The 26,496-nt window shown below is 65.9% G+C and carries 20 protein-coding genes; 12 read left to right on the top strand and 8 right to left on the bottom strand.

Translation table 11 applies throughout. The annotated features are described in order from the left end of the window. Positions 1-14 precede the first annotated feature (14 nt). Both ACZ60G_RS20240 and ACZ60G_RS20235 read left to right on the top strand, forming a co-directional pair. Entirely contained in the window at positions 15-2,165 is a 2,151-nt protein-coding gene (locus tag ACZ60G_RS20240; RefSeq protein WP_465811621.1) for a 3-hydroxyacyl-CoA dehydrogenase NAD-binding domain-containing protein, read from the top strand. 160 nt (positions 2,166-2,325) lie between these two features. Next, the gene (locus ACZ60G_RS20235; protein WP_465811562.1) at positions 2,326-3,435 is read left to right on the top strand and encodes an esterase-like activity of phytase family protein; all 1,110 of its coding nucleotides are present in this window, start codon (positions 2,326-2,328) and stop codon (positions 3,433-3,435) included. A 24-nt stretch (positions 3,436-3,459) separates the two neighbouring features. Here ACZ60G_RS20235 and ACZ60G_RS20230 read toward each other — a convergent pair whose 3' ends face one another. Continuing rightward, positions 3,460-3,912 (bottom strand): MarR family winged helix-turn-helix transcriptional regulator, encoded by a 453-nt coding sequence (locus ACZ60G_RS20230; RefSeq protein WP_218007503.1) that lies wholly within the window; start codon positions 3,910-3,912, stop codon positions 3,460-3,462. A gap of 92 nt (positions 3,913-4,004) precedes the next feature. On the opposite strand from ACZ60G_RS20230, the gene ACZ60G_RS20225 reads away from it, so the two are divergent. From ACZ60G_RS20225 to ACZ60G_RS20215, 3 genes are all read left to right on the top strand, one after another. Beyond that, the gene (locus ACZ60G_RS20225; RefSeq protein ID WP_465811561.1) at positions 4,005-4,445 is read left to right on the top strand and encodes an SgcJ/EcaC family oxidoreductase; all 441 of its coding nucleotides are present in this window, start codon (positions 4,005-4,007) and stop codon (positions 4,443-4,445) included. Positions 4,446-4,471: 26 nt separating this feature from the next. Beyond that, positions 4,472-5,083, top strand: a complete 612-nt coding sequence (locus ACZ60G_RS20220) for an SgcJ/EcaC family oxidoreductase (protein WP_465811560.1) — start codon at positions 4,472-4,474, stop codon at positions 5,081-5,083. A gap of 167 nt (positions 5,084-5,250) precedes the next feature. After that, entirely contained in the window at positions 5,251-8,835 is a 3,585-nt protein-coding gene (locus tag ACZ60G_RS20215) for a protein kinase domain-containing protein (protein WP_465811559.1), read from the top strand. Positions 8,836-8,857: 22 nt separating this feature from the next. Here the strand turns inward: ACZ60G_RS20215 and ACZ60G_RS20210 are convergent, their stop codons facing one another. Both ACZ60G_RS20210 and ACZ60G_RS20205 read right to left on the bottom strand, forming a co-directional pair. After that, positions 8,858-10,174: a class I SAM-dependent methyltransferase gene (locus tag ACZ60G_RS20210; protein ID WP_465811558.1), complete on the bottom strand. Its 1,317-nt coding sequence runs from the start codon at positions 10,172-10,174 to the stop codon at positions 8,858-8,860. Continuing rightward, positions 10,171-11,607 carry an FAD-binding oxidoreductase gene (locus ACZ60G_RS20205; RefSeq protein ID WP_465811557.1) on the bottom strand — a complete coding sequence of 479 codons (1,437 nt, stop codon included), beginning with the start codon at positions 11,605-11,607 and terminating at the stop codon, positions 10,171-10,173. Before ACZ60G_RS20205 ends, ACZ60G_RS20210 begins: the two co-directional genes overlap by 4 nt. Positions 11,608-11,920: 313 nt before the next feature. Between ACZ60G_RS20205 and ACZ60G_RS20200 the strand changes: the two genes are divergently transcribed. Next, a complete protein-coding gene (locus ACZ60G_RS20200) occupies positions 11,921-12,355 on the top strand; it encodes an SRPBCC family protein (RefSeq protein ID WP_465811556.1) in 435 nt (144 codons plus the stop codon). A gap of 39 nt (positions 12,356-12,394) precedes the next feature. Here ACZ60G_RS20200 and ACZ60G_RS20195 read toward each other — a convergent pair whose 3' ends face one another. Then, positions 12,395-12,745, bottom strand: coding sequence for a VOC family protein (locus tag ACZ60G_RS20195; RefSeq protein ID WP_465811555.1), 351 nt, complete (start codon positions 12,743-12,745; stop codon positions 12,395-12,397). A 15-nt stretch (positions 12,746-12,760) separates the two neighbouring features. Beyond that, positions 12,761-13,576, bottom strand: a complete 816-nt coding sequence (locus ACZ60G_RS20190) for a MerR family transcriptional regulator (protein WP_465811554.1) — start codon at positions 13,574-13,576, stop codon at positions 12,761-12,763. A gap of 183 nt (positions 13,577-13,759) precedes the next feature. On the opposite strand from ACZ60G_RS20190, the gene ACZ60G_RS20185 reads away from it, so the two are divergent. Continuing rightward, a complete protein-coding gene (locus ACZ60G_RS20185; protein WP_465811553.1) occupies positions 13,760-15,238 on the top strand; it encodes a DUF6882 domain-containing protein in 1,479 nt (492 codons plus the stop codon). 103 nt (positions 15,239-15,341) lie between these two features. Next, a complete protein-coding gene (locus tag ACZ60G_RS20180; protein WP_465811552.1) occupies positions 15,342-15,986 on the top strand; it encodes a hypothetical protein in 645 nt (214 codons plus the stop codon). Positions 15,987-15,989: 3 nt separating this feature from the next. Here the strand turns inward: ACZ60G_RS20180 and ACZ60G_RS20175 are convergent, their stop codons facing one another. From ACZ60G_RS20175 to ACZ60G_RS20165, 3 genes are read right to left on the bottom strand one after another with little or no spacing between them, the layout of a single operon-like run. Next, a complete protein-coding gene (locus ACZ60G_RS20175) occupies positions 15,990-16,604 on the bottom strand; it encodes a LysE family translocator (protein WP_465811551.1) in 615 nt (204 codons plus the stop codon). Positions 16,605-16,640: 36 nt separating this feature from the next. After that, entirely contained in the window at positions 16,641-17,249 is a 609-nt protein-coding gene (gene recR / locus ACZ60G_RS20170; RefSeq protein ID WP_040685989.1) for a recombination mediator RecR, read from the bottom strand. A 13-nt stretch (positions 17,250-17,262) separates the two neighbouring features. After that, positions 17,263-17,595 carry a YbaB/EbfC family nucleoid-associated protein gene (locus ACZ60G_RS20165; RefSeq protein WP_387294117.1) on the bottom strand — a complete coding sequence of 111 codons (333 nt, stop codon included), beginning with the start codon at positions 17,593-17,595 and terminating at the stop codon, positions 17,263-17,265. Between the two features lie 176 nt (positions 17,596-17,771). On the opposite strand from ACZ60G_RS20165, the gene ACZ60G_RS20160 reads away from it, so the two are divergent. The 4 genes from ACZ60G_RS20160 (at position 17,772) to ACZ60G_RS20145 (ending at position 26,495) form a co-directional block, all read left to right on the top strand. Further along, on the top strand, positions 17,772-18,380 hold the full coding sequence (locus tag ACZ60G_RS20160; RefSeq protein WP_465811550.1) for a hypothetical protein: 609 nt from the start codon (positions 17,772-17,774) through the stop codon (positions 18,378-18,380). A 369-nt stretch (positions 18,381-18,749) separates the two neighbouring features. Next, on the top strand, positions 18,750-22,394 hold the full coding sequence (locus tag ACZ60G_RS20155) for a transglutaminase family protein (RefSeq protein WP_465811549.1): 3,645 nt from the start codon (positions 18,750-18,752) through the stop codon (positions 22,392-22,394). 28 nt (positions 22,395-22,422) lie between these two features. Beyond that, positions 22,423-25,584, top strand: a complete 3,162-nt coding sequence (locus ACZ60G_RS20150) for a circularly permuted type 2 ATP-grasp protein (protein WP_465811620.1) — start codon at positions 22,423-22,425, stop codon at positions 25,582-25,584. Further along, positions 25,581-26,495, top strand: coding sequence for a transglutaminase family protein (locus tag ACZ60G_RS20145; protein WP_465811548.1), 915 nt, complete (start codon positions 25,581-25,583; stop codon positions 26,493-26,495). Before ACZ60G_RS20150 ends, ACZ60G_RS20145 begins: the two co-directional genes overlap by 4 nt. Position 26,496: the final 1 nt, after the last annotated feature.

Genomic DNA, 26,496 nt, shown 5'->3' with positions numbered 1-26,496 from the left:
GGAGACACAGAGCTGTGAGCGAGACCAACATGATCGGTTGGGAGCAGGATTCGGACGGCATCGTCGTTTTGACGATGGACGACCCGAACCAGGGCGCCAACACGATGAACGAGCTGTACAAGACGTCGATGACCGCGACTGTCGACCGGCTCGAGGCCGAGAAGGACAGCATCACCGGCGTGGTGATCACCTCCGCGAAGAAGACCTTCTTCGCCGGCGGCGACCTGAAGAACATGATGAAGGTCGGCCCGGAAGACGGCCAGGCCCTCATGGAGGAGCTCGGCACCATCAAGTCGGCGCTGCGCCGGCTGGAGACCCTGGGCAAGCCGGTCGTCTCGGCGATCAACGGCGCCGCGCTCGGCGGTGGCCTGGAGATCACCCTGGCGACCCACTACCGGATCGCCGCGGATGTGCCGGGCGTGCAGCTCGGCCTGCCCGAGGCGACCCTGGGCCTGCTGCCCGCCGGTGGCGGTGTCATCCGCACCGTGCGCATGTTCGGCCTGCAGGGCGCGCTGATGCAGTTCCTGCTGCAGGGCAACAAGTACCGCCCAGGCAAGGCCAAGGAGATCGGCCTGATCAACGAGGTCGTCGGCTCGGTCGAGGAGCTGGTGCCCGCCGCCAAGGCGTGGATCAAGGCCAACCCCGAGGGTGGCGTGCAGCCCTGGGACAAGAAGGGCTTCAAGATCCCGGGCGGTACACCGTCTTCGCCCGCATTTGCAGCAAATCTCCCGGCCTTCCCGGCCAACCTGCGCAAGCAGCTCAAGGGCACCAACATGCCCGCGCCGCGCGCCATCATGTCGGCCGCGGTCGAGGGTTCGCAGGTCGATATCGACAACGCGTCGCTGATCGAATCGCGCTACTTCGTCTCGCTGCTGACCGGCCCGGTCGCGAAGAACATGATCCAGGCGTTCTTCTTCGACCTGCAGTCGATCAACAACGGCGGCTCGCGGCCCAAGGATGTCCCGAAGAAGGAGATCCGCAAGGTCGGCGTGCTCGGTGCGGGCATGATGGGCGCGGGCATCGCCTACGTCTCGGCCAAGGCGGGCTACGAGGTCGTGCTGAAGGACGTCACCATCGAGGCGGCCGAGCGCGGTAAGAACTACTCCGAGAAGATCGAGGCCAAGGCCCTTTCCCGGGGCAAGACCACCGAGGAGAAGTCCAAGGCGCTGCTGGACCGGATCAAGCCGTCCGCGGATGCGGCCGACTTCGCCGGTGTCGACTTCGTCATCGAGGCGGTTTTCGAGAACACCGAGCTCAAGCACAAGGTGTTCCAGGAGATCGAGGACGTCGTCACCCCGGACGCGCTGCTGGGCTCGAACACCTCCACCCTGCCGATCACCGGTCTGGCGACCGGTGTGAAGCGCCAGGAGGACTTCATCGGCATCCACTTCTTCTCGCCGGTCGACAAGATGCCGCTGGTGGAGATCATCAAGGGTGAGAAGACCTCCGACGAGGCGCTGGCCCGGGTGTTCGACTACACCCTCGCGATCAAGAAGACCCCGATCGTCGTCAACGACAGCCGCGGCTTCTTCACCTCGCGCGTGATCGGCACCTTCGTCAACGAGGCGATCGCCATGCTCAACGAGGGCATCGAGCCCGCGACCATCGAGCAGGCCGGTCTGCAGGCGGGCTACCCGGCCGCGCCGCTGCAGCTGTCGGACGAGCTGAACCTGACGCTGATGCAGAAGATCGCCAAGGAGACCCTGGAGGCCGCCGAGAAGGGTGACAACACCCTGGGTGTGAAGCGGCACCCGGCGCAGGATGTCATCGACTACCTGGTCGAGCAGGGTCGCCCGGGTCGCCTGGGCAAGGCCGGTTTCTACGAGTACGACGAGGACGGCAAGCGTCTCGGCCTGTGGCCGGGTCTGCGCGAGCACTTCAAGACCACCGCCGGTTTCGGTGTGCCGCTGCAGGATCTGATCGACCGCATGCTGTTCATCGAGGCGATCGAGACCCAGAAGTGCTTCGACGAGGGTGTGCTCATCACCACCGCCGACGCCAACATCGGCTCGATCTTCGGCATCGGCTTCCCGGCCTGGACCGGCGGTGTGCACCAGTACATCGTCGGTTACCCGGGCGGCCAGGCGGCCTTCGTCGAGCGCGCCGACTACCTCGCCAAGACCTACGGCGAGCGCTTCGAGGTCCCGGCCTCGCTGCGCAAGTAGTCACGCGGTAACTCGCAACGGGCCGTAGCGACTGCTTGCAGGTCGCTCGAAAAGGTCAGCCCGCCACCGCATTTCGCGGTGGCGGGCTTTCGCCTTTCCGGGCGTCGATTTCGGATGCTGTTAACCTGTGCGACCGGCATCGTCGATACGGTGGTTGATTGTGGTCAGAAGTAGAGGGTCCCTGCTGGTAGCGGCCGTCGCGCTCGCATGTGCTGTCGCCCCGGTTGCCAACGCAGCGCCGCAGCCGGTCGCGTCCGATGTCGCACCGGTGCGCTTACTCGGCCAGCAGATCATTCCGTTCGACATGGACTTCCAGGGCACCACGGTCGGGGGACTGTCCGGTATCGATTTTCAGCCGAGCACCGGCGAATACGTGTTGATCAGCGACGACAGGTCCGAGCGGGATCCGGCGCGCTGCTATACCGCGCGATTCGGTGTGGGCGAGGGCGGCGTCGGTCCGGTGATGTTCACCGGGACCCGCCCGCTGCGTACTCCGGACGGCTCGCTGTACGCGCCGAAGTCCTTGGATCCGGAGGAGATTCGGGTCGACCCGTGGACCGGTGACTACTTCTGGACGCAGGAGGGTGAGCGCACCGATGCCGTGCTCGCCGACCCGTCGGTCCGAATCACCCACCCGGACGGCGCTTTCACTGCCGAACTCCCGATTCCGGAGAACGAGCGGATGCGCCCGACCACCGGCCCGCGCCAGAATCTCGCGCTCGAGGGCGCGACCTTCGCGGCGGGCGGCGCCCTGTTCGTGACCTCCGTCGAGGGCCCGCTGCTGCAGGACGGCCCTGTCGCAACGGCGAAAACCGGCGCCACTTCACGGATTACGGTACAGGTGCGCTTCGGCCCGCTGCTCGCTCAGTACGCCTACCCGATGGAGCCGGTATTCGCCGAGTCGAGTCCGGAGCCGGGCCAGGGTATGAACGGCATTGCCTCGATCCTGGCCGCCGATCCGCTCGATCCCACGAAATTCCTTGTCCTGGAACGCTCTTACGTGCTCGGCGTCGGCAATAAGATCCGGATCTACGAGGCCGATATCAATGGCGCGACCAATGTCCTCGATGCTCCGCTCGGCACCGCCCGGCCGGTCGCCAAGCGCTTGCTGGTCGACCTCGCCGATCTCGGGCTCGACCCCATCGACAATATCGAGGGCATGACCTGGGGGCCGCGCCTGCCGTCGGGCGAACGCACCCTGATCCTGGTCAGCGACAACAACTTTTCGGATAAGCAGGTCACCCAGATCGTGGCACTGGCCGTCCAGTAGTAGGTCCAGCGGCTGGCTCGCAGTTCAGCTGGGCCGCAGATCCTCCGCCGCCTGGTAGTACGCGTCCGCGGCGCGGGTGAAGTAGTCGAACAGCACTTCACGCTGTTCGGCGGAATAGCCGCCGAGGATTTCGCCGATGGCGCGGCGGGCGGGGGCCAGGATTTCGTCGAGATCGGCTGGCTTGTCGATCAATTCGACGATTACCTTGCGGCGGTCGCCGGGCACCGGAACGCGCCGCACATAGCCCGCGTCTTCCAGGCGATCGATGAGGCGGGTGGTCGGGCCGGTGGTCAGTCCGCTGCGCGCGCCGAGTTCGCCGGGCGTCATGGCGCCGTTGAGTTCCAGGATGTTCAGGGCGTAGAGGTCCGTCGCGCCCAGATCGACGGCGCGCGCACCGGCCTGTCCATGCAGCATGACCGCGCTCAGATAGCGGCGGTAGACCTCGCTCGCGTCCGGGCGCATGGCAGGTGTTGACACGAATACCTCCATCTTCTAATCTCTTCTTCAACGAAGAGACTTCTTGAACGAAGAAAGCTCTTCCAAGAAGAAATCTAGCACGGAGGACCATCATGAGCATCAGTGACACCCAGGCGATCGAAGCCGTGCTTGCGGAATTGGTCGACGCATGGGGCCGCGGCGATGCCGACGCGTACGGCACCGTCTTCACCGAAGACGCCACCTACACAAGCTTTCTCGGCACCCTCTACCGCGGCCGCGCCGATATCGTCGCCTCGCATCGCGCCCTGTTCGGCAGCGTCCTGAAGGGCACCCGGCTCGCCGACGACATCGTCGACATCCGCTTCTACGGCGCGGATACCGCCGTGGTCAACAGCCATGGCGACACCTACAAGAGCAAGCCCAAGCGGCTCACCAAGACCCAGACCTACACCATGGTCCGCCGCGACGGCCGCTGGCTGATCGCCGCCTTCCAGAACACCAAACGCAACAAACTCATGGAACGCATCACCTACCTGTCCACCCCCGCCGCCCGCCCCGCCGCCGAGCGCTGAACTCCCACTGCCCCAAAGGATCCGCCATGAACTCCCCCGCACCCCGCAATCGCCGCCGCATCGTTTCCCGCGTCCTGGCCGCCTCCGCCATCACCCTCGGTATTGCCGCGGGCGGCGGCTACCTCTGGCTGGACCAGACCTCGGACGTGCACAACCTCGGCACGAGCGCCTGCACCACCGTCACTACGCCCGCGCCGCAGTCGGCCCGGGAAATCTGTGATCTGCTCGACCAACTCGCCGACGCCTGGGGTCGCGGCGACGCCGACGCCTACGGCGCTCTGTTCACCGAGGACGCCGCCTACACCAGCTTCGTCGGTACCTACTACCAGGGGCGCGCCGATATCGTCGAGGGCCACCGCGCCTTGTTCAAGGGCTTCAAGAAGGGCACCGAACTCACCGATTCGATTCTCGGCATCCGTTTCTACGGCCCGGATACCGCCGTCGTCACCAGTCGCGGCGATACCTACAAGGGCGACCCGAAACAGCCCGAGGAGCTGTCGAAAACGCAGACCTACACCATGGTTCGCCAAGACGGTCGCTGGTTGATCGCCGCGTTCCAGAACACGCAGCGCAAGAACGTCATGGAGCGGATCTCGTTTCTCTACGATCCGGCGACCAGGCCCGCGGCCGAGCGCTGAGGCGGTCGCAACCACGCGTTTCGAAAGCCACCCACTCGGGTTGATACCGCGCTACGTTGGAGTGTGCGTGACATATCGGGCATCGCGAGATCGTTTCGCGATGTCCGATGTACGTGTGTTTCTCGGTCGCCGGTGACGCCGATTCGATGTGAATTCGAGGTGGTCACATGAATCCACAGATGCGTTCGGGCAAGGCAAACGCCGAATCGACTTCGGCCGAATCGGACACACAGCGGCATGCGCCCATCGATATCGTCGACGAGCTGGAGGCGATGGGCCTGTCGGGTGCGGTCGAGATCGGCCGGGGCGGGTTCGGGGTGGTGTATCGCTGTGTCCAGTACGCATTGGACCGGGTGGTCGCGGTCAAGGTGCTGTCGTCGGAGATCGATGCCGAGAGCCGGGAACGATTCCTGCGCGAGGAGCAGGCGATGGGCCGGCTGTCCGGCCATCCGAATATCGTCGACATCCTGCAGGTCGATGTCACCCCCACCGGCCAGCCGTTCATCGTGATGCCCTTCTGCACCCGGGGCTCGCTCGAACAGGTCATTCGGGACCAGGGCCCGCTCACCTGGGCGGATTCGCTGCGGGCTGGGGTGAAGCTGGCTGGCGCGATCGAGAGTGCGCATCGGGCCCAGATTCTGCATCGGGACGTCAAACCGGCGAATGTCCTGCTCAGTGCGTACGGCGAACCGCAACTGACGGATTTCGGAATCGCCAGGATTCCGGGCGGTTTCCGCACTTCCAGCAGTTTGATCACGGGCTCACCCGCCTTCACCGCGCCCGAGGTACTCAAGGGCGACGAACCGACCGTCCACTCCGACGTATACGGACTCGGCTCGACGCTGTTCGCCCTGCTGACCGGCCATGCCGCCTTCGAACGGCAGTCAGGGGAGAAGGTGGTCGCACAATTCCTGCGGATCACCACTCAGCCGGTGCCGGATCTGCACGGCCACGACATTCCCGACGATGTCGCCGATGCCATCCAGCACGCGATGGACACCGATCCGGGTAACCGGCCCGCGTCGGCCTTCGAGTTCGGCGAGCTGCTGCGCACGGTACAGCGCGAGCACGATCAGATGCCCGATGAGATGGCGCTGCTGGATACCTCGGTGGTGGCGCCGGATGAGACGGAACATCCGAACGCGGCCGAGGTGACGGTAACGCGACCGGCGGTGACCGCACGCCGCAGTTGGCCGTTGACATTGCGTCCCGCGGTCTCCCAGCATCCGGCCAACTCGACCTCGGTCGCGCCGACACTGCCCCCGACGGCGACGACGAAATTCCGCCCGCCGACCCCGGCCCGCGAGCCGGTGCCGCGCCCGCGCCTGCTGGACACGCTGCGCGCCGGTGGCCGCCGCCGGCTCGCGGTGATCCACGCGCCGGCCGGATTCGGTAAGAGCACGGTGGCCGCGCAGTGGCGCAACGAGCTGAGCGATGGTGGGGTCCCGGTGGCCTGGCTCGGTGTCGACCAGTACGACGATAACGAGATCTGGTTCCTGGCCCACCTCATCCAGGCGATCCGCCGGGTATGTCCGGATATCGGCGAGGGCTTGGACCAGGTGCTCGAGGAGCGGCCCGCCGACGCGGTCGCCTATGTCATCTCCACGCTGATCGATGAGATCCACGCCGGCGGGACCACCGTCGTGGTGATCGTGGACGACTGGCACCGGGTCGGCGATGCGGGTGCGCGGCGGGCGATGGATGCGTTGCTGGACAACGGATGTCACCACTTGCGCTTCGTGGTGACCAGTCGGGAGCAGTCGGGTCTGCCGACCAGTCGGATGCGGGTGCACGACGAATTGGTCGAGATAGGCTCCTCGGCGTTGCGCCTGACCACCGACGAAACCAAGGAAATCCTGGTGCAGCGCAACGGATTCGTGCTCACCGATAACCAGATCGAGGAAATCCACGCGACCACCGACGGCTGGCCCGCCGCGGTACAACTGGTGAGTTTGTCGTTGCGCGGCAATGCCGATCCGGATCGATTGATCGCGAGTCTGGCCGAGGGCAGTCACGGCATCCGCGAGTATCTCGCCGAGAATGTCCTGGACACCCTCGAACCCAAGATGCTCGACTTCCTGACCTCGATCTCGATCACCGAGCGGGTCAGTGGTTCGCTGGCCTCGGCGCTGTCGGAGGAGCCGGACGGCGAATCGATGCTGGAGCAGGCCGAACAGCGCGAGTTGTTCGTCCGGCGCATTGCCCATGATCCCGAGTGGTTCCGGATGCAGCCGCTGTTCGCCGAACATCTGCGGGCGCGGTTGGAGCGTGCCGATCCGAGCAAGGTGAGGGCATTGCACCGCAAGGCATCTCGCTGGTACGCCGAACATAATTTGCTGCGCAAGTCGGTCGATCACGCGCTGGCGGCGACGGATCTGAAATTGGCGTTGGATCTGCTCGAGAGTGGCGGCATGGACCTCATCGATAAGTCCCGCCTCGCGACGCTGCTCGGGACGGTATCGAAGCTGCCGGTTCAGCAGGTGGCTTCGCGATCCAAACTGCTGATGGCCGTGGCCAGGGCGAATGTGAATCTGCAGCAGCCCGCCGCGGCGCGCGCGGCCTTGGGCCGCTTGTCCAATGTGCTGGCGCGCGGGTCGGGCACCGATGACGATGCGGACCGGCAGCGCTGCCAGGCAGCGGTGCTGGCGGCCTCGGATCAGATCGCGCGCGACCACACCGAGGGTGTTCTCGACCGGGTGGCCGAATGCCTCGAGAAACCCGATGAACTACCCGCCTGGACCGTATCGACCGCCGCGAATCTGACCTCCTTCGTGCGCTTGTGCGAGTTCGACTTCGACGGGGCGCGCGAAATCCAGGAATGGGCGGCGCCGTATCACGCTCGATCCAAGGATCCGCTCGGCGAAGTTTTCGGACTGTGCGGCAAGGGTGCTGCGGCCTATGAACAGCTCGATATCGCCACTGCCACAAGCTGTTTCCAGCAGGCGTGGGCGACCGCACGGCAGAAGTCGGGACCGCGCTCCGATGCGGTGCGGGTGGCCGCGGCGCTGCTCGGCGAAATGAGTTACCGCCGGGGCGATCTGGATACCGCCGATCGGTTGCTCGACGACAGCCATCAGCTGGTCACCCGGGTCGGGCCGGTGGACTTCCTGATCTCCACCTTCGTGGTCGGTGCCAGGGTCAAGGCCGCGCTCGGCGATCTGTACACCGCGACCGCCCGCCTCGACGAGGGCGATCGAATCGCGGCCGATAACAGACTGATTCGGCTCGCCGCGCATATCCGCGCCGAGCGGCTGCGCCTGGGACTGCTGACCGATACCGCGGCCCGGCGGGTCGTCGACGCCGCGACCGGATACGAATCGGATATCTCCGGAACTATTCACCAGGCCCATCGGATGACGGGCGCGGCGGCGCTGACCGCCGAGGCGGAGGAGATCGCCGCGATCCGCGCGCTGCTGTCCGAACGTCAGCTGCGCGCCGACGATCGCGCGGTGCGCCGGGCCCGCGCGCTGCACGCTCGCATGGTCGAACAGCACCGTCCCCGAGCGGAATTGGATACCGTACTGCTGCTCGCCGAATGTCTGGCCGCCTCCGGCTGGGTCGGCGAGGCCACCGGACTGCTGCTGCCCGCGGCGGCCACCTGCGCCGAACACGGTTGGACCATGCCGCTTTTGGATGCGGGGCCCGGTGTGCTCGGCATCCTGCGCGTGCTGCGCACCGAAGTGCGTGCGACACCGGGACAGTCCGGCGAAACGACACTGCCCGCCCTATTCCTGGATGAACTCCTGGGTTAGGACGGGCAGTTTCGGTCGTTGCCTACGGCTGCCACCACGGGCGCAGCGGCAGACCCGATTCGCCGTTCGGGCCCAGCTTGACGCCGAGCACCTGGTGCAGCTGAACCACATTGCGCTGGAAGCCGAGTCGGCAACCGGCCATGTACAGGCCCCACACCTTCGCGGTGCCCTCGCCGACCTCTTCGACGCAGGCATCCCAGTTGGCGACCAGATTCTTACACCACTCGTGCAGGGTGAGCGCGTAATGCTCGCGCAGGTTCTCCTCGTGGATCACCTCGAGGCCGATGTTCTGGATCTCGGAGATGATCCGGCCGGAGCCGATCAGCTCGCCGTCCGGGAAGACGTAGCGGTCGATGAAGTCACCGGCCTTGGTGGTCCGGGTGTTGTCCGGCCTGGTGATGCAGTGGTTCAGGAACAGGCCGCCCTCGCGCAGCTTGCTCTTGATGTAGTCGAAGTAGAACGGGTAGTTGTGCACTCCGATGTGCTCGGTCAGGCCGATCGAGGAGACGGCGTCGAAGTCGACCTCCGGAATATCGCGGTAGTCGGAATGCCGCACTTCGGCGAGGTCGGACAGACCCTCTTCGGCGATCTTCTGCTGCGCCCATTCCGCCTGTTCCGCGGATAGTGTCGCGCCGATGACCTTGACGCCGCGCTTGGCCGCGTAGCGCACCATGCCGCCCCAGCCGCAGCCGATATCGAGCAGCCGGTCGCCCGCCTTCAGCCGCAGCTTGTCGAAGACCAGGCGGTACTTGTTCTCCTGGGCCTGCTCCAGCGTCCAGTTCTCGTCCCCGTAGGTCGCGCAGGTGTAGGTCATCGAGGGGCCGAGGACGTATTCGTAGAAGGTGTTGGAGACGTCGTAGTGGTGGTGGATGGCCTCGGCATCGCGAGTCTTGGAGTGCCGCAGGCCCTCCAGCGCGATCCGGCGCCAGCGCGGCAGCGTCTCCTGCGGTGGCGGCGCGATCGGCTTGAGCCGCTCCCAGCCGAGCGAGCGGGCAATGGTGACCAGCGCGAGCGCCGACGGACGACGGAACTTCAGCCCGTCCATCGCCCGGAGAATGTCGTACGGGTCGCCGGGGTGCACGCCGGTGGCGGTCATATCGCCGGCGATGTAGGCACGGGCCATCCCGAGATCACCCGGCGCGGTGGCCAGGTAGTTGATCCCACGCGGGGACTTGATCTCCAGGGTGTATTCCGAATCCTCCGGCCCGGTCGCGCTGCCGTCGTAGGCGGTCAGCCGAATCGGAACATCGCCGTCGATCAGCGTCTCGAAGATCTCGGCAATGCTGAGTTTTGTCCCGAGGTCCGCGAAGACATCGGAACGGTCCTTGAATGTAGTCATTTGCGTTGCACCGCCTTCGAATACAAATCCAGCAGTCGCTGGTCCGGGTCGTAGCGCTTCTTCAATTCGGTGTAGGTCTCGCCGCCGTACAGGGCCGCGAATTCATCCTTGCCGTAATACGAATCCGAGTACAGGGATTTGTGCCCCTCGAACTCGGTGACGGTCTGCTCGATCGCGCGGTTGGCCTTACCCTCCTGCTGACCTGCGACGGTCGGCACCGCGGACCAGAATCCGACATTGACGTAGGTACGGTTCGGCTGCAGCGGATACAGCGGCCATGGACGCCCCGTTGCCGATGCGTCGTTTTCGCGCAGTCGCAGCGGGCACAGCCAGATCGGTTCGATCGGAATTTCGCGCAGGAACCATTCGACGAAATCCGCGGTCCGCTCGACCGGAACCTCGACGTCCTGCACCACACGCTCGCGCGGCGGATTGCCCTGGCGGGCCTCCAGTTTGTCGCCGATATCGTACTTGTGATCGAGTGCGATGAGTTTCCAATAGAAGCTGCTGCGCCGGTAGCGCGTCGGCCAGAACCGGCGGATCTTCGGGTTCTGGGTGCCGAAGGCGCGCGAACACCAGAACCAGTCGGTGTCCCAGCGCCAGAGATAGTCGTGGATGCTCAGCCGGTCGCGTTTGGGCCGGTCGGAGTCGTGCTGGATGGACCGGTAGTAGATGTCCATGCCGGTGTAGTCACTGACCGGGCCGGGCTCGTCGGTCTGCCGGCCGAGTGTCAGATAGCTCTCGTCGGCGGTGAAGACCACGCCGTCGAGGTAGTCGACGCGTTCGCCGTCGTAGGTCTTGTCCGTGACGATCCGGGCGAGGGTGGACTCCAGCTCGCGCAGGCTGTGGAAGCGGACGTGGCGCAGCGCCACATAGGGCTGGACGGTCTCCAGTTCGATCTTCAGGCGGACCGAGTAGCCGAGGGTGCCGTAGGAGTTCGGGAAGCCGCGGAACAGGTCAGCGTGCTCGCCATCCGGTGTCGCGGTGATGATCTCGCCCGCCCCGGTCAGCACGTCCATCTCCAGCACCGACTCGTGCGGCAGACCGCTGCGGAACGAGCTGGATTCGATGCCGAGGCCGGTGACCGCGCCGCCGAGGGTGATCGTCTTGAGCTGCGGCACCACCAGCGGGGCGAGCCCATAGGGCAGTGTCGCGGCGACCAGATCCTCGTAGGTGGTCATCCCGGCGACGTCGGCGGTCTTGGCTTCCGCGTCCACCGCGATGACCTTGGCTAGGCCGGAAACATCCAGGCCGGGCGCGGTGCTCTTGGCCCTGGCCCGGAACAGATTCGAGGTCTTCTTCGCCAGTCGCACGTTGGCGCTCGCGGGTATCGCGCGATAACTGGCCAACAGTCGGTCCACACCCGCTCGATGCGCGGCGAACCCTGATTCGTGTGCGGCCGATGCGGGTCCGGCCTTCCCCAACAGACTCACTGCCACTCCTCGACGCTAGTACGCACCGGTAACACAAGCCACTGCGAGGTCACCGACGAGGGATAAATGTCACGCATCTGTTGCATCGGGAATACCCAGGACTCGCCGTGTCAGTCCGGCGGTGGTCCGGGCGGTTTCGAACACCCGCTTAGCACGACATATTGCATGGATCCCCTCCGGCGCAATCTGATCGGGAAGCCTAACAGTGCAGGCCGGTCGGCGCGCGGTGATCAACAGGACCGACCTGGTCGTCGCGCAGCGGTGGGGACAGGGCAGGATAGGGGCAAATCACTGCCCGGACAAGGAGCTCATCGTGGGACAGGTCAGCGCCAGCAGTTCGATCGCCGTCGCGGCGGATCCGCAGCGCGCACTCGAGGCCATCGCGGATTACGAGAAGGTGCGTCCGCGCATCCTCTCCGCGCACTACCGCGACTACAAGGTGGTCGAGGGTGGTCAGGGCGCGGGCACCGTCGCCGAATGGACCCTGCAGGCCACCGAGAAGCGGTCCCGCAACATCCACGCGGTCGTGTCGGTCTCGGATTCCATCGTGACCGAACGTGATTCGAATTCGACGCTGGTGAACACCTGGACGGTGACGCCGGACGGTACGGGTTCACAGGTCACGCTGCGCACCACGTGGAAGGGCGCGGGCGGTGTCGCGGGAATCTTCGAGGGGATCTTCGCGCCGTTGGGGCTGAAGAAGATTCAGGCCGAGGTGCTTGCGAACCTGCAGCGCGAACTCTCCTGAGATAGCAGGGAAAGGCCCGACACGCGTCGGGCCTTCTTCTTATCCGGCCGCGATATCGAAGAGATTGCCCTCCGGATCGGCCAGTGTCGCCCATTGCGTGCCGTACTCGTCGAAATCGCCGATGTGCTTGGCACCGAGGCCGATCGCGCGATCGATCTGCTCGCGCCAGTCCGCGGCCTTCAGATCCAGGTGGATCACATTCTTGCCCGGCGTCTTATCCGGCACCTGGATGAACATCAGCACCGGCGCCATGCCTTCGGCCATTCCGACCGTCGCGAACTCCGGGCTCGCGTTCTCGTCCAGCGGACGATTCAACAGCTCGGACCAGAAACCGGCGAGCGTCGCGGCATCGGCACAGTCGAAGGTGATATGCCCGATCGTGAGTGTCATTGCGGTTCTCCTCTTTCAGAGCCGGCCGATGGGCCAGCAGACTTCGGTGCGGTAGGCGTTGGGGTCGTCGATTTCGCCCGGACCGAGGACGTAAAGCTCACGGACGGGTTCGGCCAGCGAGGTGTCGTGTTCGGCGACATGGCTGCCGAGGGCGCCGTAGGTGCGGTCGAAATCGTCGAACGGGCCGGAGTGCACGGTGATCGCGAACCGGCGCGCGGGCAGTTCGATGACCGAGAGTTCGCTCGGTAGGGCAATCCGCGGGTCGGCCGGAATCGGGATGAAAGCGGCGACCTCGCCCCCGTCGTCCTCGAAGAATTCCATCGAATATGTCGCGCCGTCGACACCGGCGGGCGCGATATTCGTCGCGGCCAACGTCTCGTGCAGCAGCGGATATGCGGCAGCGCACCAGTCGCCGATCGCATCCCGGCTCACCGAATCGACATACGCGAGTGCCGGAAATGCCGCGATCGACCGGTATTCGACGGTGATCGGCGCGGCCGGTGTGAGCAGCGAGCGCAGCGAAGCAACCACCGACTGCGTGCGCCGCAACTCCGCTTCCATACGTTCGAGATGCGCACGCAAGGCGGCATCCCGGGCCTCGGTATCCGAGGCCGCCAACACCGCCTTGATCTCCGGCAGCGGCATATCCAGCCCCCGCAGCCGACGGATCAGATGCGCCTGCGCAACCTGATCGACCGAATACCGCCGATACCCCGACCCCGCGTCGATCGCAACGGGCTCCAGCAACTCGACCTCGTGGTAATACCGCAGCGTCTTCACACTGAGGTACGTCAACCTCGCGAACTCCCCGATCGACACTGTCGCTGCCATATCTCATAGCGAACACCCTCCAGCTAGAGGAGAGTCAAGGACCCGCGAATATCGTGCCGGACAGGGATCGAACCCATGCTGCATCGCGCGGTCGATCTCGGTTGCGGCCGCTGCCGCGATCGACGAGTCGTGACGCGCAATTTCGAGTAGCCGCCGCCGGAAGTCCTGCTAGCGTCAGCTGAGATGGACAATTTCAGTCATGCGTTGTTGTCATTCGCGCGGGGCCATCTCGGTGTGGCGATCGAGCAATATTCGGCGTTTCAGCAGCAGGTACCTGACGGGCAGATAAGGATCGATCACGAGGCGGGCACGGCATGGGTCGGGGAGCGGGCGTTGCACCGTTCCGGCCAGCTGGGGACCTTCGCCGAGGATTTGACGTTCATGTGGGCGTGGGCGAAGCCGGCTCTTGCGGGACTGCCGGGCGTGGAGCATTCGACGCGGTTGCGTGATATCGGTGTGCGGCACGGGATTCCGGAGTTCACCGACGAGTTGTTGGATCTGGGCGAATTCTGGGACCCGAAGCTCGCCGCTGATCATTTGTCCTTGATCGCTCTCGGCGCGCTGCGATCCCGCGGGGCGATGATGTTCAACCACGGGGGCCGTGCGTACACCTACCTCGTCACCAGCGATGAGACCCTGACCTACGCCGAGCCGGATCCGGCACGCGTGTGCGAATATCTGCGGATGGCGGCGCTTCTGCTGCCCGGCGACGGAACGCGAGACGTAGTCACGGGGTATGCCAGGACACACGAGCTGGCCGCTCGCCCGATCCCGGAGGGCATAGAACTGACACTGCCCGACGGCTACCGGTTGGTCGCACGTGTCGATGCGAGCGACAACATCATCGATGCGAGCATGATCGGCCCGGACGGCCGGCCGTATCGTCCAGACCAGCCGCCGGCACCGCGGCGTCCTTCGTCCGTGCCTCCGTTCATCCCAGACGCTCTGCTGGTCGAGCTAGCACCCGCGGTGGCGATCACAATGGGGCTGAAGGGTGGACTACTCGACTTCGCCGAGGAACTGACCGAGCTGGAGCATCCGCAGGCGACCTGGGATCCGGTCGGCGGCCGATTCGGCTTTGCCGAATTGCCGAATTTGTCGGTGGCGGCCGTCGAAATCGGTTGGTACGACCGGGGTTCCCGAACGTGGGTTTGGGCCGACAACGACTGGGCGGGGAGCGTCGCGGTCCGCGGACTGGCGCGCGAGCATGGTGCGGACCAGCTCGCCGCGGACCGCGTCGACCTCACGGCAAGCATGCCGCACGACGACAACACCTGTGCTCTGCTGTCGGCCGCCGCTGTTCAGCTCGGCGGCGCCGTGGGCTGGGCATATGTTCCCGGCGACGGTGGCCACCATGCCGTCGCGCTGATCGACGAGCGCATTGTCCCGCCTGCTACGGATCCGGAGCTGGCCTGCGCCGTCTTCGATGCCACGGCGAATATGCTGCACCCACTGACCAATTCGGAGAACCGATACCGTGTCATGCGAGAACTGGTTGTCGGCTACTTCCGGCACTATGGCATCCCCACGCTGTATTTCGATGAGCCGCACCGATTGATGGGCCACGTCGGGCTGTACGAGGTGCGCGTCGATTTCGGCGTCGACGGCGCGGTCGGGCGAGTTGGCTACGGTTTGATCGGCAGCGCGCCAACTGTTCGCTGACGGGCTCGCGCGGCTTCCTGAAGAACACGTGGGGGCCGGGCCGGCTTCCGGGGCCGAAGCGACGTGCTGCAGCGACTTCTTCGGGCCCCAGTACGCTGGCCGCGTGAGCTACGACCACGTCTTGTTGCCGTCCGGTGTCGCGATGACGATCGCGCAGGTCGACGCGTATCTGGCTACCCAGCAGGGACGACCCGAGACGGAACCGGTCGCGGCGATGGCGGCGGAGCTGAACAGGCGCAATGCCGAACTACCCGAGCAGGACGGATTCCTGAGCACGGTTCCGGTCGGCGGCGCGGCGACCGGTGCGGTATTGCACGTGCCGTGCCCGTACGACGCGATCGGATTCGTCCGGCAGTTGCTGTTCGAGATCGCGACACCGCTGAACTACGCCGTCTACGATCCGCAGCTGGCCTGGCTGATGGATCCCGCCGGACATGTGCCGGCACTGGTCACCCACGGTGGCGCGGGCGAATTCCCCTATTTGACGAAAAGCCTTGCCGACCAGTGGATTTCCGAGCTGGCCCCGCCGAATCCGTATCTGGTCGTCGAACGTGACGAGCAGGTCTACATTCAGACCTACCGCGACAAGTCCGGAACATTCACCCTCGAGTATCGAGATGGCGCTCCGGACCGGCACTTCGGCATCACCGTCACCGACCCGCAGACCGTCGCGGATCTGATCTGGGACTGGGCCGTCGACGACCGCACCCGGCTGCAGGCCCTGCCCTGGAGTCGAATCACCGTCTGACGCTTACTGATTCTGCACCGCCAGCCGACCGGCCAGGGCAATGAACGAGGCCCCGAACACCCGGCGCATCCAGGTGACCACGGCGGGCCGGGAAATCACCTGGTTGCGCACGGCGGCCGCGCAAGCTCCGTAGATCGCGAACACTACGAAGGTGGCGAGCATGAACAGCCCGCTCAGTTCGAGCATGCGCGCCAACGCATTCGGGGCGTTGGTCGGCACGAACTGGGGGAGGAAGGCGAAAAAGAAGATCGTCAGCTTCGGGTTGAGGATATTGAGCAGTACCGCCGAGGTGATCACCTGTCGGGCCGATGGTGTTCCGGTCTCTTCCTCGGGCACGGCCAGTGCCCCCTTGTCCCGGAACGTATTCCACGCCATGTACAGCAGGTAGGCGACACCGAGATACTTCAGCGTCTGAAAGGCGACGGCACTCGCGTTGAGCAGTGCGGCCAGTCCGGTGACGGCCGCGATCATGTGCGGAATGATGCCGAGCGTGCAGCCGAAGGCCGCGATCACGCTGGCCTTCGTCCCCCGGGAAAGTCCGGCCGCCAGCGTGAACAACACGCCGGTGCCGGGTGTGGCGACGATGACGAGCGTGGTCAGCAAGAACTCGATGCTCATCCCCGACACAGTAACCCGTCCCCGGCCGAACGCAAGCTACAGTGCCCGCCTACCCGATAGCGCGCGGCCGAGAGTGAGTTCGTCGGCGAATTCGAGATCGCCGCCCATCGGCAGACCGGATGCCAAACGGGTCACCGACAATCCCGGAAAATCGCGCAGCATCCGCACCAGGTAGGTGGCCGTCGCCTCGCCCTCGGTATTCGGGTCGGTCGCGATGATCACCTCGCTGACATCGACGCCGTCCTCCTGATTGCCGATGCGCGCCAACAGCTCTCGAATGCGCAGCTGATCCGGCCCGATGCCGCTGAGCGGATCGAGCGCGCCGCCGAGCACGTGATAGCGCCCGCGGAATTCGCGAGTGCGCTCGATGGCCTGCACATCCTTCGGCTCCTCGACCACGCAGATCATGGTGCGGTCGCGGCGCGGATCCGAACAGATGCGGCACATTTCGTTATCCGAAACCGTGCCGCAGACGATGCAGAACTGCACGCCGTCGCGCACCTTCTGCAAAGCGGCCTGCAGCCGGTCGATATCGGGCGGCTCGACCTGGAGTAGATGAAATGCGATGCGCTGCGCGCTTTTCGGACCGACGCCGGGCAACTTGCCCAACTCGTCGATCAGATCCTGGACCGGGCCCTCGTACAAAGACGTCCCCGGATCAGAAGTCGGGCAGACCCGGCAGCGACCCGCCGCCGGCCAGCGGGCCGAGCCGCTCGGCAGCCAGCTGCTGCGCGTTGGACATGGCGTCGTTGACCGCGCCGATCACCAGATCCTGCAGCCCCTCGACATCGTCGGGGTCGACGATCTTCGGATCGATGCTCAGCGTGACAACCTCACCGGTCGCCTTGATGGTGACCTGGACCAGGCCGCCACCGGCCTGACCCTGCACTTCGGTCGCCGCGATCTCGGCCTGGGCCTGCATCACCGCCTGTTGCATCTGCTGCGCCTGGGCGAGTAATTGCTGCATATCGAACTGACCACCGGGCTGCACGGCTTGTCCTCTCTGCGGAAAGTGTCGTCGTCCAGCCTAGTGGGCGCGGCAACAGCGGTGTCCGCAGCCCCGAGCCGCCAGATAACAGTTCGATTTTTAACCAGATGTCTGCGAGGCCACCGTCTTACGATCGATGCAGGGTCGGGGACCGGGTGTGGTCAGTTCTGGAGACAGCAATGCGCGCAAACCGAGTTCTATTCATGGGCACCGCGGTGCTCACGCTGGGATTTCCCAGTCTGTTCCTGGGGGCAGGCGTCGCTGCCGCCGACTCCGGCATCGTCGACCCCGAGGTTGCCGACGCCGAGGTCGTCGACACGGCGGTGGATTATGGCGGCGGGTGCGTCCTCTATACCGACAATCCGACCGCCACCATCGACTCGCTGCGGTCGCGCTGCTCGGCCGAACAGCAGGACGCGATCTTCCGCAACGCCCCGCGCGGCGAGGTGCCGAGGGGAGTTACGAACGGCTGGGTGACCAGGCCGCCCATCATGGAGGTGGTGGCCCCGGCCCTGTGGATCGGTAAGACGTTCTACACCGGCCCCGACGGTGGCTTTCTGGTGAACCGGGTCACCCAGGCGGGCCTCGAGGCCTGGCAGGCCGACGTCTACACCGCTCCAGCGATCACCGATGGCGGGCCGACTTGGGCGTTGAACTATGCCCCGTCACCGACCCCGCAGGTCTACGACGAGATCCGCGAGGTCACGCCCAATGTCTGGTTCGGCTACTCCTGGTGGCGCGGCTACTTCCAGACCACCTTGCTGCTCACCTTCGCGTTGACCTACTAGCTCGGGCGGTGCGCGTGACATCCGGAGCCGCGCAGGCGCAGCCTCCGGCAATGTCACCGCAGTCGACGACGAAGATGTGCCGTGCGTGGGCGAGATCGATGCAGTCCACATCGGTGCATTCGGCGGTGCGGGCGAGGTGGACGATCAGGGTTCCGTGACAGTGGTCGATGGCGGATTCGCAGGACGGACACGTCGGCGCGCGCATATGGCCTCCAGACGAGATCGGTTCGTGAATCGGTCATAGCACCCGCCCCGGACAGGTGGTGGGAGATCTGTCGCGTGTCGCGCGACGGCATCGGGACGGCGGCTGTCCGGAAACCGACTGTTCATGCTGCGCCGCAGCTGGCTGGGGTGTGGTGAACTTGCTGTATGGGCATCAAGGTGTCGCTCGAACACCGGACCACCTACACCTTCGACCGGTCGGTGGAGGTCCACCCCCATGTAGTGCGACTGCGGCCCGCGCCGCATTCGCGGACCAAGATCGACGCGTACTCGATGCGGGTCGTCCCGGGCGATCACTTCTGCAACTGGCAGCAGGACGCGTTCGGGAATTTCCTTGCCCGGCTGGTCTTTCCGAATCCGGCGCGGGAGTTGTCCATCACCATCGGGTTGATCGCCGATCTCGAGGTGATCAATCCGTTCGACTTCTTCATCGAGGATTACGCCGAGCACTTTCCGTTCACCTACAGCCCGGAGTTGGTCGCGGATCTGGATCCGTATCTGCGTCCGGTCGATGAATCCGAGCCGGGTTCGGGACCCGGTGCGCTGGTTCGCGAATGGGTGCGCGCGTATACGCCGACCGATCGGCCGCACACTATCGATTTCCTGGTAGCGGTCAATCAGGCGCTGCGCGATGACGTCGGGTACACGATTCGGCTGGAGCCCGGTGTGCAATCGCCGGACCACACCCTGCGCAGCGCGATCGGGTCGTGCCGTGATTCGGCGTGGTTGCTGGTGTCGATCCTGCGGGAATTCGGGCTGGCGGCGCGGTTCGTCTCCGGATATCTGGTGCAGTTGGCGCAGGACGTGCCCGCGCTCGACGGGCCGTCGGGACCGCCCGCCGATTTCACCGATCTGCATGCCTGGACCGAGGTGTTCCTGCCCGGTGCGGGGTGGGTCGGTCTCGATCCGACCTCCGGACTATTCGCGGGCGAGGGGCATATACCGCTGGCCGCGACACCGCATCCGACCTCGTCGGCGCCGATCACCGGCGCGACCGGGCGGACCGAGACGACCATGGATTTCGCCAATACCGTGCGGCGGGTGCATGAGGACCCGCGAACCACATTGCCCTACACCGCATCCCAGTGGGAGCGGATCACGGCCGCGGGTGCGGCGGTCGACGAGCGCATGGCGGATGTCGGGCTGACCATCGGTGGTGAGCCGACGTTCGTATCGATCGATGATCAGACCAGCCCGGAGTGGACGACCGAGGCGGACGGGGCGCGCAAACGTGAACGTGCCGTCGATCTCGCCGATCGGTTGCGTCGTATCTATGCGCCGACCGGGCTTGTGCAGTATCGGCAAGGTAAGTGGTATCCGGGAGAACCGTTGCCGCGCTGGGAGATTGCGGTCGCGTGGCGTGCCGATGGCGAATCCGTCTGGACGCGTCAGGATCTGCTTGCTGATCCGTGGACGCCACCGAGGATGGTTGCCTCGGTGCCGGAGGGGGAGTCCGTCAGGGTCGAGCCGATGGCCGAGCACTCGGGAAATACGGCACGGCAGCAGTCGACTTCGGCTGATGGCGCGGTGCCGAGCGATGGCTCAGCGGTGGGCTTCGGGCCAGGTGATGGCGTCGGGAAGCTTGCGGTGCTGGAGCACGGTTCGGGCAGTGACGTCGGGAGTTCGTCAGGGCCGCAGCTTCATTCGAATACTCCAGGCGGTGGATCTTCTATCGCGTCGACCGGGAATGGGTCGGCTCCAGGCACCGAATCAACGATTCGTACGCCGTGGCCGGCGCCCGCCGGTCCCGAATCCGCCCGGGCACTGATCACACATATCGCTGCAGGTCTCGGCCTGCCGGACACCCAGGTGCGTCCGGCTTACGAGGACCCGCTGGCCCGGCTGGCGGGCAGTGCCCGTGCGCCCGAAGGTGATCCGGTAGACCCTGTCGATGATCTGGAACAGGATTCGGCGCAAGCGCGCAAGGAACTGTTGGCGCGGCTCGACACGGCCGTGACCGCGCCCGCCGCCTATCTGCTTTCGCTGTATCGCCGCGCGGACGGTGCCGGGTGGGCGAGTGCCGACTGGCGGATGCGGCGCGGTAAGTCGCCCGACCAGCCGGAGGGGCGAATCGTATTGTCGGAGGGCGATTCTCCGGCCGGTCTACGCTTGCCGCTGGATGCTGTCTCGTGGCAGCCGCCGCGTCCGCGTCCGGACAGTGATCCCCTGTTCATGGGACCGTTGCAGTTCCCGCGGACCGAACCATCCGCCGTGGTGGAGGACCCGGATTGGGAGCCGACCACCGCACTCGTCGGCGAGGTCCGCAATGGCCGACTGCACGTCTTCCTGCCACCGCTGGAAGAACTCGACGACTTCCTCGAGCTGATCCAGCGCGTCGAGACAGCCGCGGCGGCGGTGGGGCAGCCGGTGGTGCTCGAGGGCTATGCCCCGCCCGTCGATGTCAGGCTGCGCACCCTCTCGGTCACACCGGATCCCGGCGTGATCGAGGTGAATGTGCAGCCGACCGCCTCCTTCGTCGAACAGGCCGAACTGCTTTCGACGCTCTACGAGCAGGCCGGACTGGCCCGGCTCGGCACCGAATCCTTCGATGTCGACGGGACGCACAGCGGAACCGGCGGCGGCAATCACATCACGCTCGGCGGCGTGACACCCGCGCGCTCACCGCTGCTGCGCCGTCCGGATCTGCTTGTCTCGATGCTGACCTACTGGCAGCGGCATCCGGCGCTGTCGTATCTGTTCGCCGGTCGCTTCGTCGGTCCGACCTCACAGGCGCCTCGGGTGGACGAGGGCCGCGCGGACGCGCTGTACGAATTGGAGATCGCCTTCGCCGAAATCGCTCGGCTGAGCGCGGATTCGGATGCGCCGTGGCATATCGATCGGGCGCTGCGTCATCTGCTCACCGACCTCACCGGCAATACCCACCGCGCCGAATTCTGCATCGATAAGCTCTACAGTCCGGAAACGGCAAGGGGCCGACTGGGATTGGTGGAGCTGCGCGGCTTCGAGATGCCGCCGCATTTCCAGATGGCCATGGTGCAGTCGCTGCTGGTGCGCGGCCTGATCGCCCGGTTCTGGGCGGAACCGTTGCAGGCCAGACTGATTCGGCACGGCGCGAATTTGCACGGCCGCTATCTGCTGCCGCATTTCCTGATGACCGATATCGCCGAGGTGGCCGCCGACCTGCGCGCGCACGGCATCGAATTCGACACCAGCTGGCTCGACCCGTTCACCGAATTCCGCTTCCCGCGCATCGGGACCGTGGTGCTCGGCGATGTCGAACTCGAACTGCGCGGCGCGATCGAGCCGTGGAATACCCTCGGCGAACAGACCGTGGCGAGTGGCACCGCGCGTTATGTCGACTCCTCGGTGGAGCGGTTGCAGGTCCGGGTGGTCGGCGCGGACCGCGACCGTTTCGTGGTGACCTGCAATGGGATGCCGGTGCCGCTGCTCGCCACCGACAAGGCCGATGTGCAAGTGGCCGGAGTGCGCTATCGCGCGTGGCAGCCGCCCAATTCGCTGCACCCGACCATCACCGTCGACGCGCCGCTCGTATTCGATCTGATCGATGCCGAGACCGGGTTGTCCCGCGGTGGCTGCACCTATCACGTCGCGCATCCGGGTGGCATGGCCTACGCGGAGCCACCGGTCAATGCGGTGGCCGCGCAATCACGCCGCAACCGGCGGTTCGAGGCGGCGGGCCACACCACTTCCCGGGTCGATCCGGGGGTGCTACGTGCGAAGATGGCAGCACAGTCCATCGACATCGGCGCGCCGGGCATCCTCGATCTGCGCCGGGCGCGCACGGTGTGGGGACTGGTCAGCGATCGGTAAGCGAGGGGCGGAGGTCGGCGCGGTGACTATGCGCGACGAAGCGCGCGGCTCGGGCGCTCGGGAATCCGAGACGACGCTGTCGAATGCCGCACGGCTGAGTGTCCGCGAGCAGGTCGCGGAGCAGTTCGCCAGATATCGCGCCGAGGGCGCGGATACCGCGGGCTACGACGAATGCGGTCGGCCGACGGGCGGGTATTACGACGAGCTGGTCGATCCCGCGGGTGGTGTGCGGCGCATGTGGTCGGAGCTGTCCGCCGATTTCGTGGAATTGGGCACGACCGGGCTCGGGCGGCTGGACAGCCGGGTGCGCAGGCTCATCGATGACGACGGCATCTACTACACCGAGGTGGGCGCGGCGGGCGAACCGCCCATGCCGACCGCCTGGCGGCTGGATCCGATTCCGCTGCTGGTCTCCGCGGACGACTGGACTCGGCTGGAGGCCGGGCTGGTGCAGCGCTCGCGGGTGCTCGACGAGGTGCTCACCGATATCTACGGCGCGCGCCGCACCATCACCACCGGTCTGCTGCCGCCGGAAGTGGTGTTCGGCAATCGCGGATATGTGCGTGCCGCGCACGGCATCACAATTCCCGGGCGACACCAGTTGTTCCTGCACGCCTGCGATCTCAGCCGGTGGAGCGACGGACAGTTCCGTGTGATCGCCGACTGGGCGCAGGCGCCGTCGGGTGCCGGATACGCGCTGGCGGATCGACGGGTGGTTTCGACGGCGATTCCCGAGGCCTTCGAACATTCCAATCCGCGTCCGCTCACGCCGTTCGCGCGGGCCATGCGGTTGATGTTGATCGAATCCGCGCCGATGGCCGATGACAATGATCCGGTCGTCGTGGTGCTCAGTCCCGGTGTGCATTCCGAAACCGCTTTCGACCAGGCCTATCTCGCCTCGACGCTGGGTTTTCCGCTGGTGGAGAGCGCGGATCTGGTGGTGCGCGACGGCGCGCTGTGGATGCGCTCGCTCGGCATGTTGAAGCGGGTCGATGTGGTGCTGCGCCGGGTGGACGCCGAATTCTCCGATCCGCTTGATCTGCGGCCGGATTCGCGGCTCGGGGTGGTCGGGCTGGTTGAGGTGCTGCGGCGCGGTGCGGTGACCGTGGTGAATACGATCGGCAGCGGACTGCTGGAGAATCCGGCGCTGGCCGGATTCCTGCCGCGGATCTCGCGGGCCCTGCTCGGAGAGGAGTTGGTGCTCGAGAGCGCGCCGACGTACTGGGGTGGCAATGACAGCGAACGGTCGCATCTGATCGCGAATCTGGATCGGCTGATCATTTGCTCGGCGGTCGACGGTGCGACGCTGTTCGGTCCGGAACTGTCCAATGCGGAACGCGCGGAACTCGCCGCTCGGATCGAGGACTGCGGCTGGCAGTGGGTCGGGCAGGAGCCCGCGCAGTTCTCGGTCGCGCCCGCGGTGCTGGGTTACGGCGGACTCGCCTCGGCGCCGGTCGGTATGCGGTTGTTCTCGCTCGCCCGACGCGGCGGCTATACCGCAATGGAAGGCGGCCTCGGCCAACTGCGCCAACGCCTGCAACCCGAGCGGGTAGTCATAAAGGTTGCCGCCAAAGACATTTGGGTCCGCGCGGCCCCGACCGCCGTGGCTGCCATCAGCACCGAACCCGCCCACGAGGAACGCGAACGCCGCGCCCCGGCCATCGAACCGATCAGCTCCCCCCGCGTACTAAACGACCTGTTCTGGATGGGCCGCTACGGCGAACGCGCGGAAGCCGTTGTGCGACAACTGATCGCAACTCACAACTGCTACCAGGACTACCGCTATCGACCCTGGCTGGAAGGCGCCGACGCCCTACCCGCACTCATGGCCGCACTGGCCCGCACCACCGGCGCGCCGGCTCCGCTCAGTGTGCTGCCCGGTGGTGTGCATCGTGCCGGGGTAGTTGAGAAGGTGGCCGCTGAGCCGAGTGCGACTGGGGCGAGCGGAGCTGCCACCGAGCCGGGATCGACCGCGGCGGAGCCGCGCCCGCCCGTTGCCCGGTCACAAACGCAGTCGCAGGCGGCAGGGCCCGGTCCCCGTGCAGCAGGGGCGTCGGGTCCGGTCGGAGCGGAACCGCCTGCGTCGCACTCGGCTGGTCAGGGGACCCAGGCGACGGGAGCGCCGTCTGGTTCCGGCGAGCCCGGGTCGGATGCGAATTCCGATGCGCAGCTGCCACCTTCGGCAGGGTCCGGTCCGGCCGCTTCGGAAATGCCCGGATCGCAAACGCAGTCGCGGTCGGCCGGGCGAGGACCGGGTGTCAGGGGAGCGGAGCCGGGATCGTCGCAGTCGGGTGGGCAAGGGGCGAGTGCCTCGGGAGCGGCATCGGGCGCCGTTGACTCCTCGAAGCCGGTTGCGGCGATTACGGCTCGGTCGGTCGTGTCCGAGGAGGGGCGGGAGGGGCATGACTATTTGGTGGCGTTGACTGTTGATCGGGATATGCCGGGGTCGATGGCGTTTGCGATCAATCGGTACGGGTCGGTGGCGCGGGCGGTGCGCGATCAGTTGTCGGTGGATACCTGGATGATTCTGGGTGCGGTGGATCGGGCGCTGGAGGAGTATCGGTTCACCGGTGACGACCAGGAATCGGCGTTGTCGGCGGTGCATTCGCTGTCGTTGGCGGCGCTGCTTTCGCTGTCCGGTATCGGTGCCGAATCGCTGGTGCGCGATACCGGTTGGTACGTCATGGATATCGGCAAGCGCATCGAACGGGGGCTGTCGTTGACCGCATTGCTCGGGGCCGCGCTGACGACGGTCTATCCGCCCGAAGCCGAGCGGGTGGTCACCGAGACGGTGCTGAAGGCGACCGAGTCGTCGGTGAGTTACCGTCGGCGGCACCGGGATTCGGTGCGGGTATCGGCGGTGGCCGGACTGCTGCTTTTCGACGCCGGGAATCCGCGCTCGCTGGCCTATCAGCTCGATCAGCTCGATGCCGACTTCCAGGCGCTGCCGGGCGCGTCGGGATCCTCACGCCCGCAACGACTGCTGGCCGATGCCCAGCGCATGCTGCGCCGGGTGGATCCGGCCGATCTGGATATCACCGATGCCGAGGGCCGACGTACCGAACTGGCCGAGTTGCTGGAGGGCGTGCATTTGCGGTTGCGCAAGATCTCCGAATCCTTCGAGACCACGAAACTGGCGCTGCCGGTGGGCATCCAGCCGCTGTGGGGTAGCACGAGGGTCGTTGGATGATCGCGCGCAACGCCGCCGCCCGGTGCTATCGGGTCGAGCATCGCACCACCTACAAATATTCCGGCGAGGTCACCAGCTCCTATGGGCGTGCCTATCTGACGCCGCGGGAGTTTCCCGGACAGCGCCTGCTCTCGCATGAGATCCATATCGATCCGACACCATCGGACCGATCGATCGGCACCGACGTGTACGGCAACACCACCTCGTATTTCCATGTGACGGCGGAACATACGAAGCTTGTGGTCACCGGGGAATCCGTGGTCGAGGTCGACATACCCGATGCGACCGCGGTGAGCGCCACCGGCAAGCCTTGGGAGCAGGCCCGCCCGTCCACCGCCAATGGCCCACTGGCGGTGGAATTCACCCTCGACCTGCATCCGCCCGAGATCACCCCCGAGGTCACCGCATACGCCGCCGAATCCTTGACGCCCGGCAGGCCGCTACTGGAAGCCGTAACCGAACTCAACACCCGCATCCATGACGACTTCACCTACAAATCCGGCTCGACGACGGTATCCACCAGGGTCGCCGACGTCTTCGCCGCACGCGCGGGCGTCTGCCAGGACTTCGCCAGGATCGGCGCGGCCTGCCTGCGCTCGCACGGACTGGCCTCGCGCTATGTATCCGGTTATCTGGCAACCGATCCGCCGCCGGGTAAGGAACGCATGGTCGGCGCGGACGCGACCCACGCCTGGGCCGCGGTCTGGGTTCCCGGCGATACCGCACATGACCGGACCGGTCACTGGATCGGCTTCGATCCCACCAACGACCAATTCGCCGACGAACGGTACGTAACCGTCGCATGGGGTCGCGATTACGCCGATGTGCCCCCGATGCGTGGCATCATCTACACCGATGCCAAGGAGAGCTCGATCACCGTATCCGTCGACGTGGCGCCGGTAGAGGTGTAGC

The organism is Nocardia sp. NPDC102475 (assembly GCF_055584605.1).
This window is presented reverse-complemented; position numbering and strand designations above follow the sequence as displayed.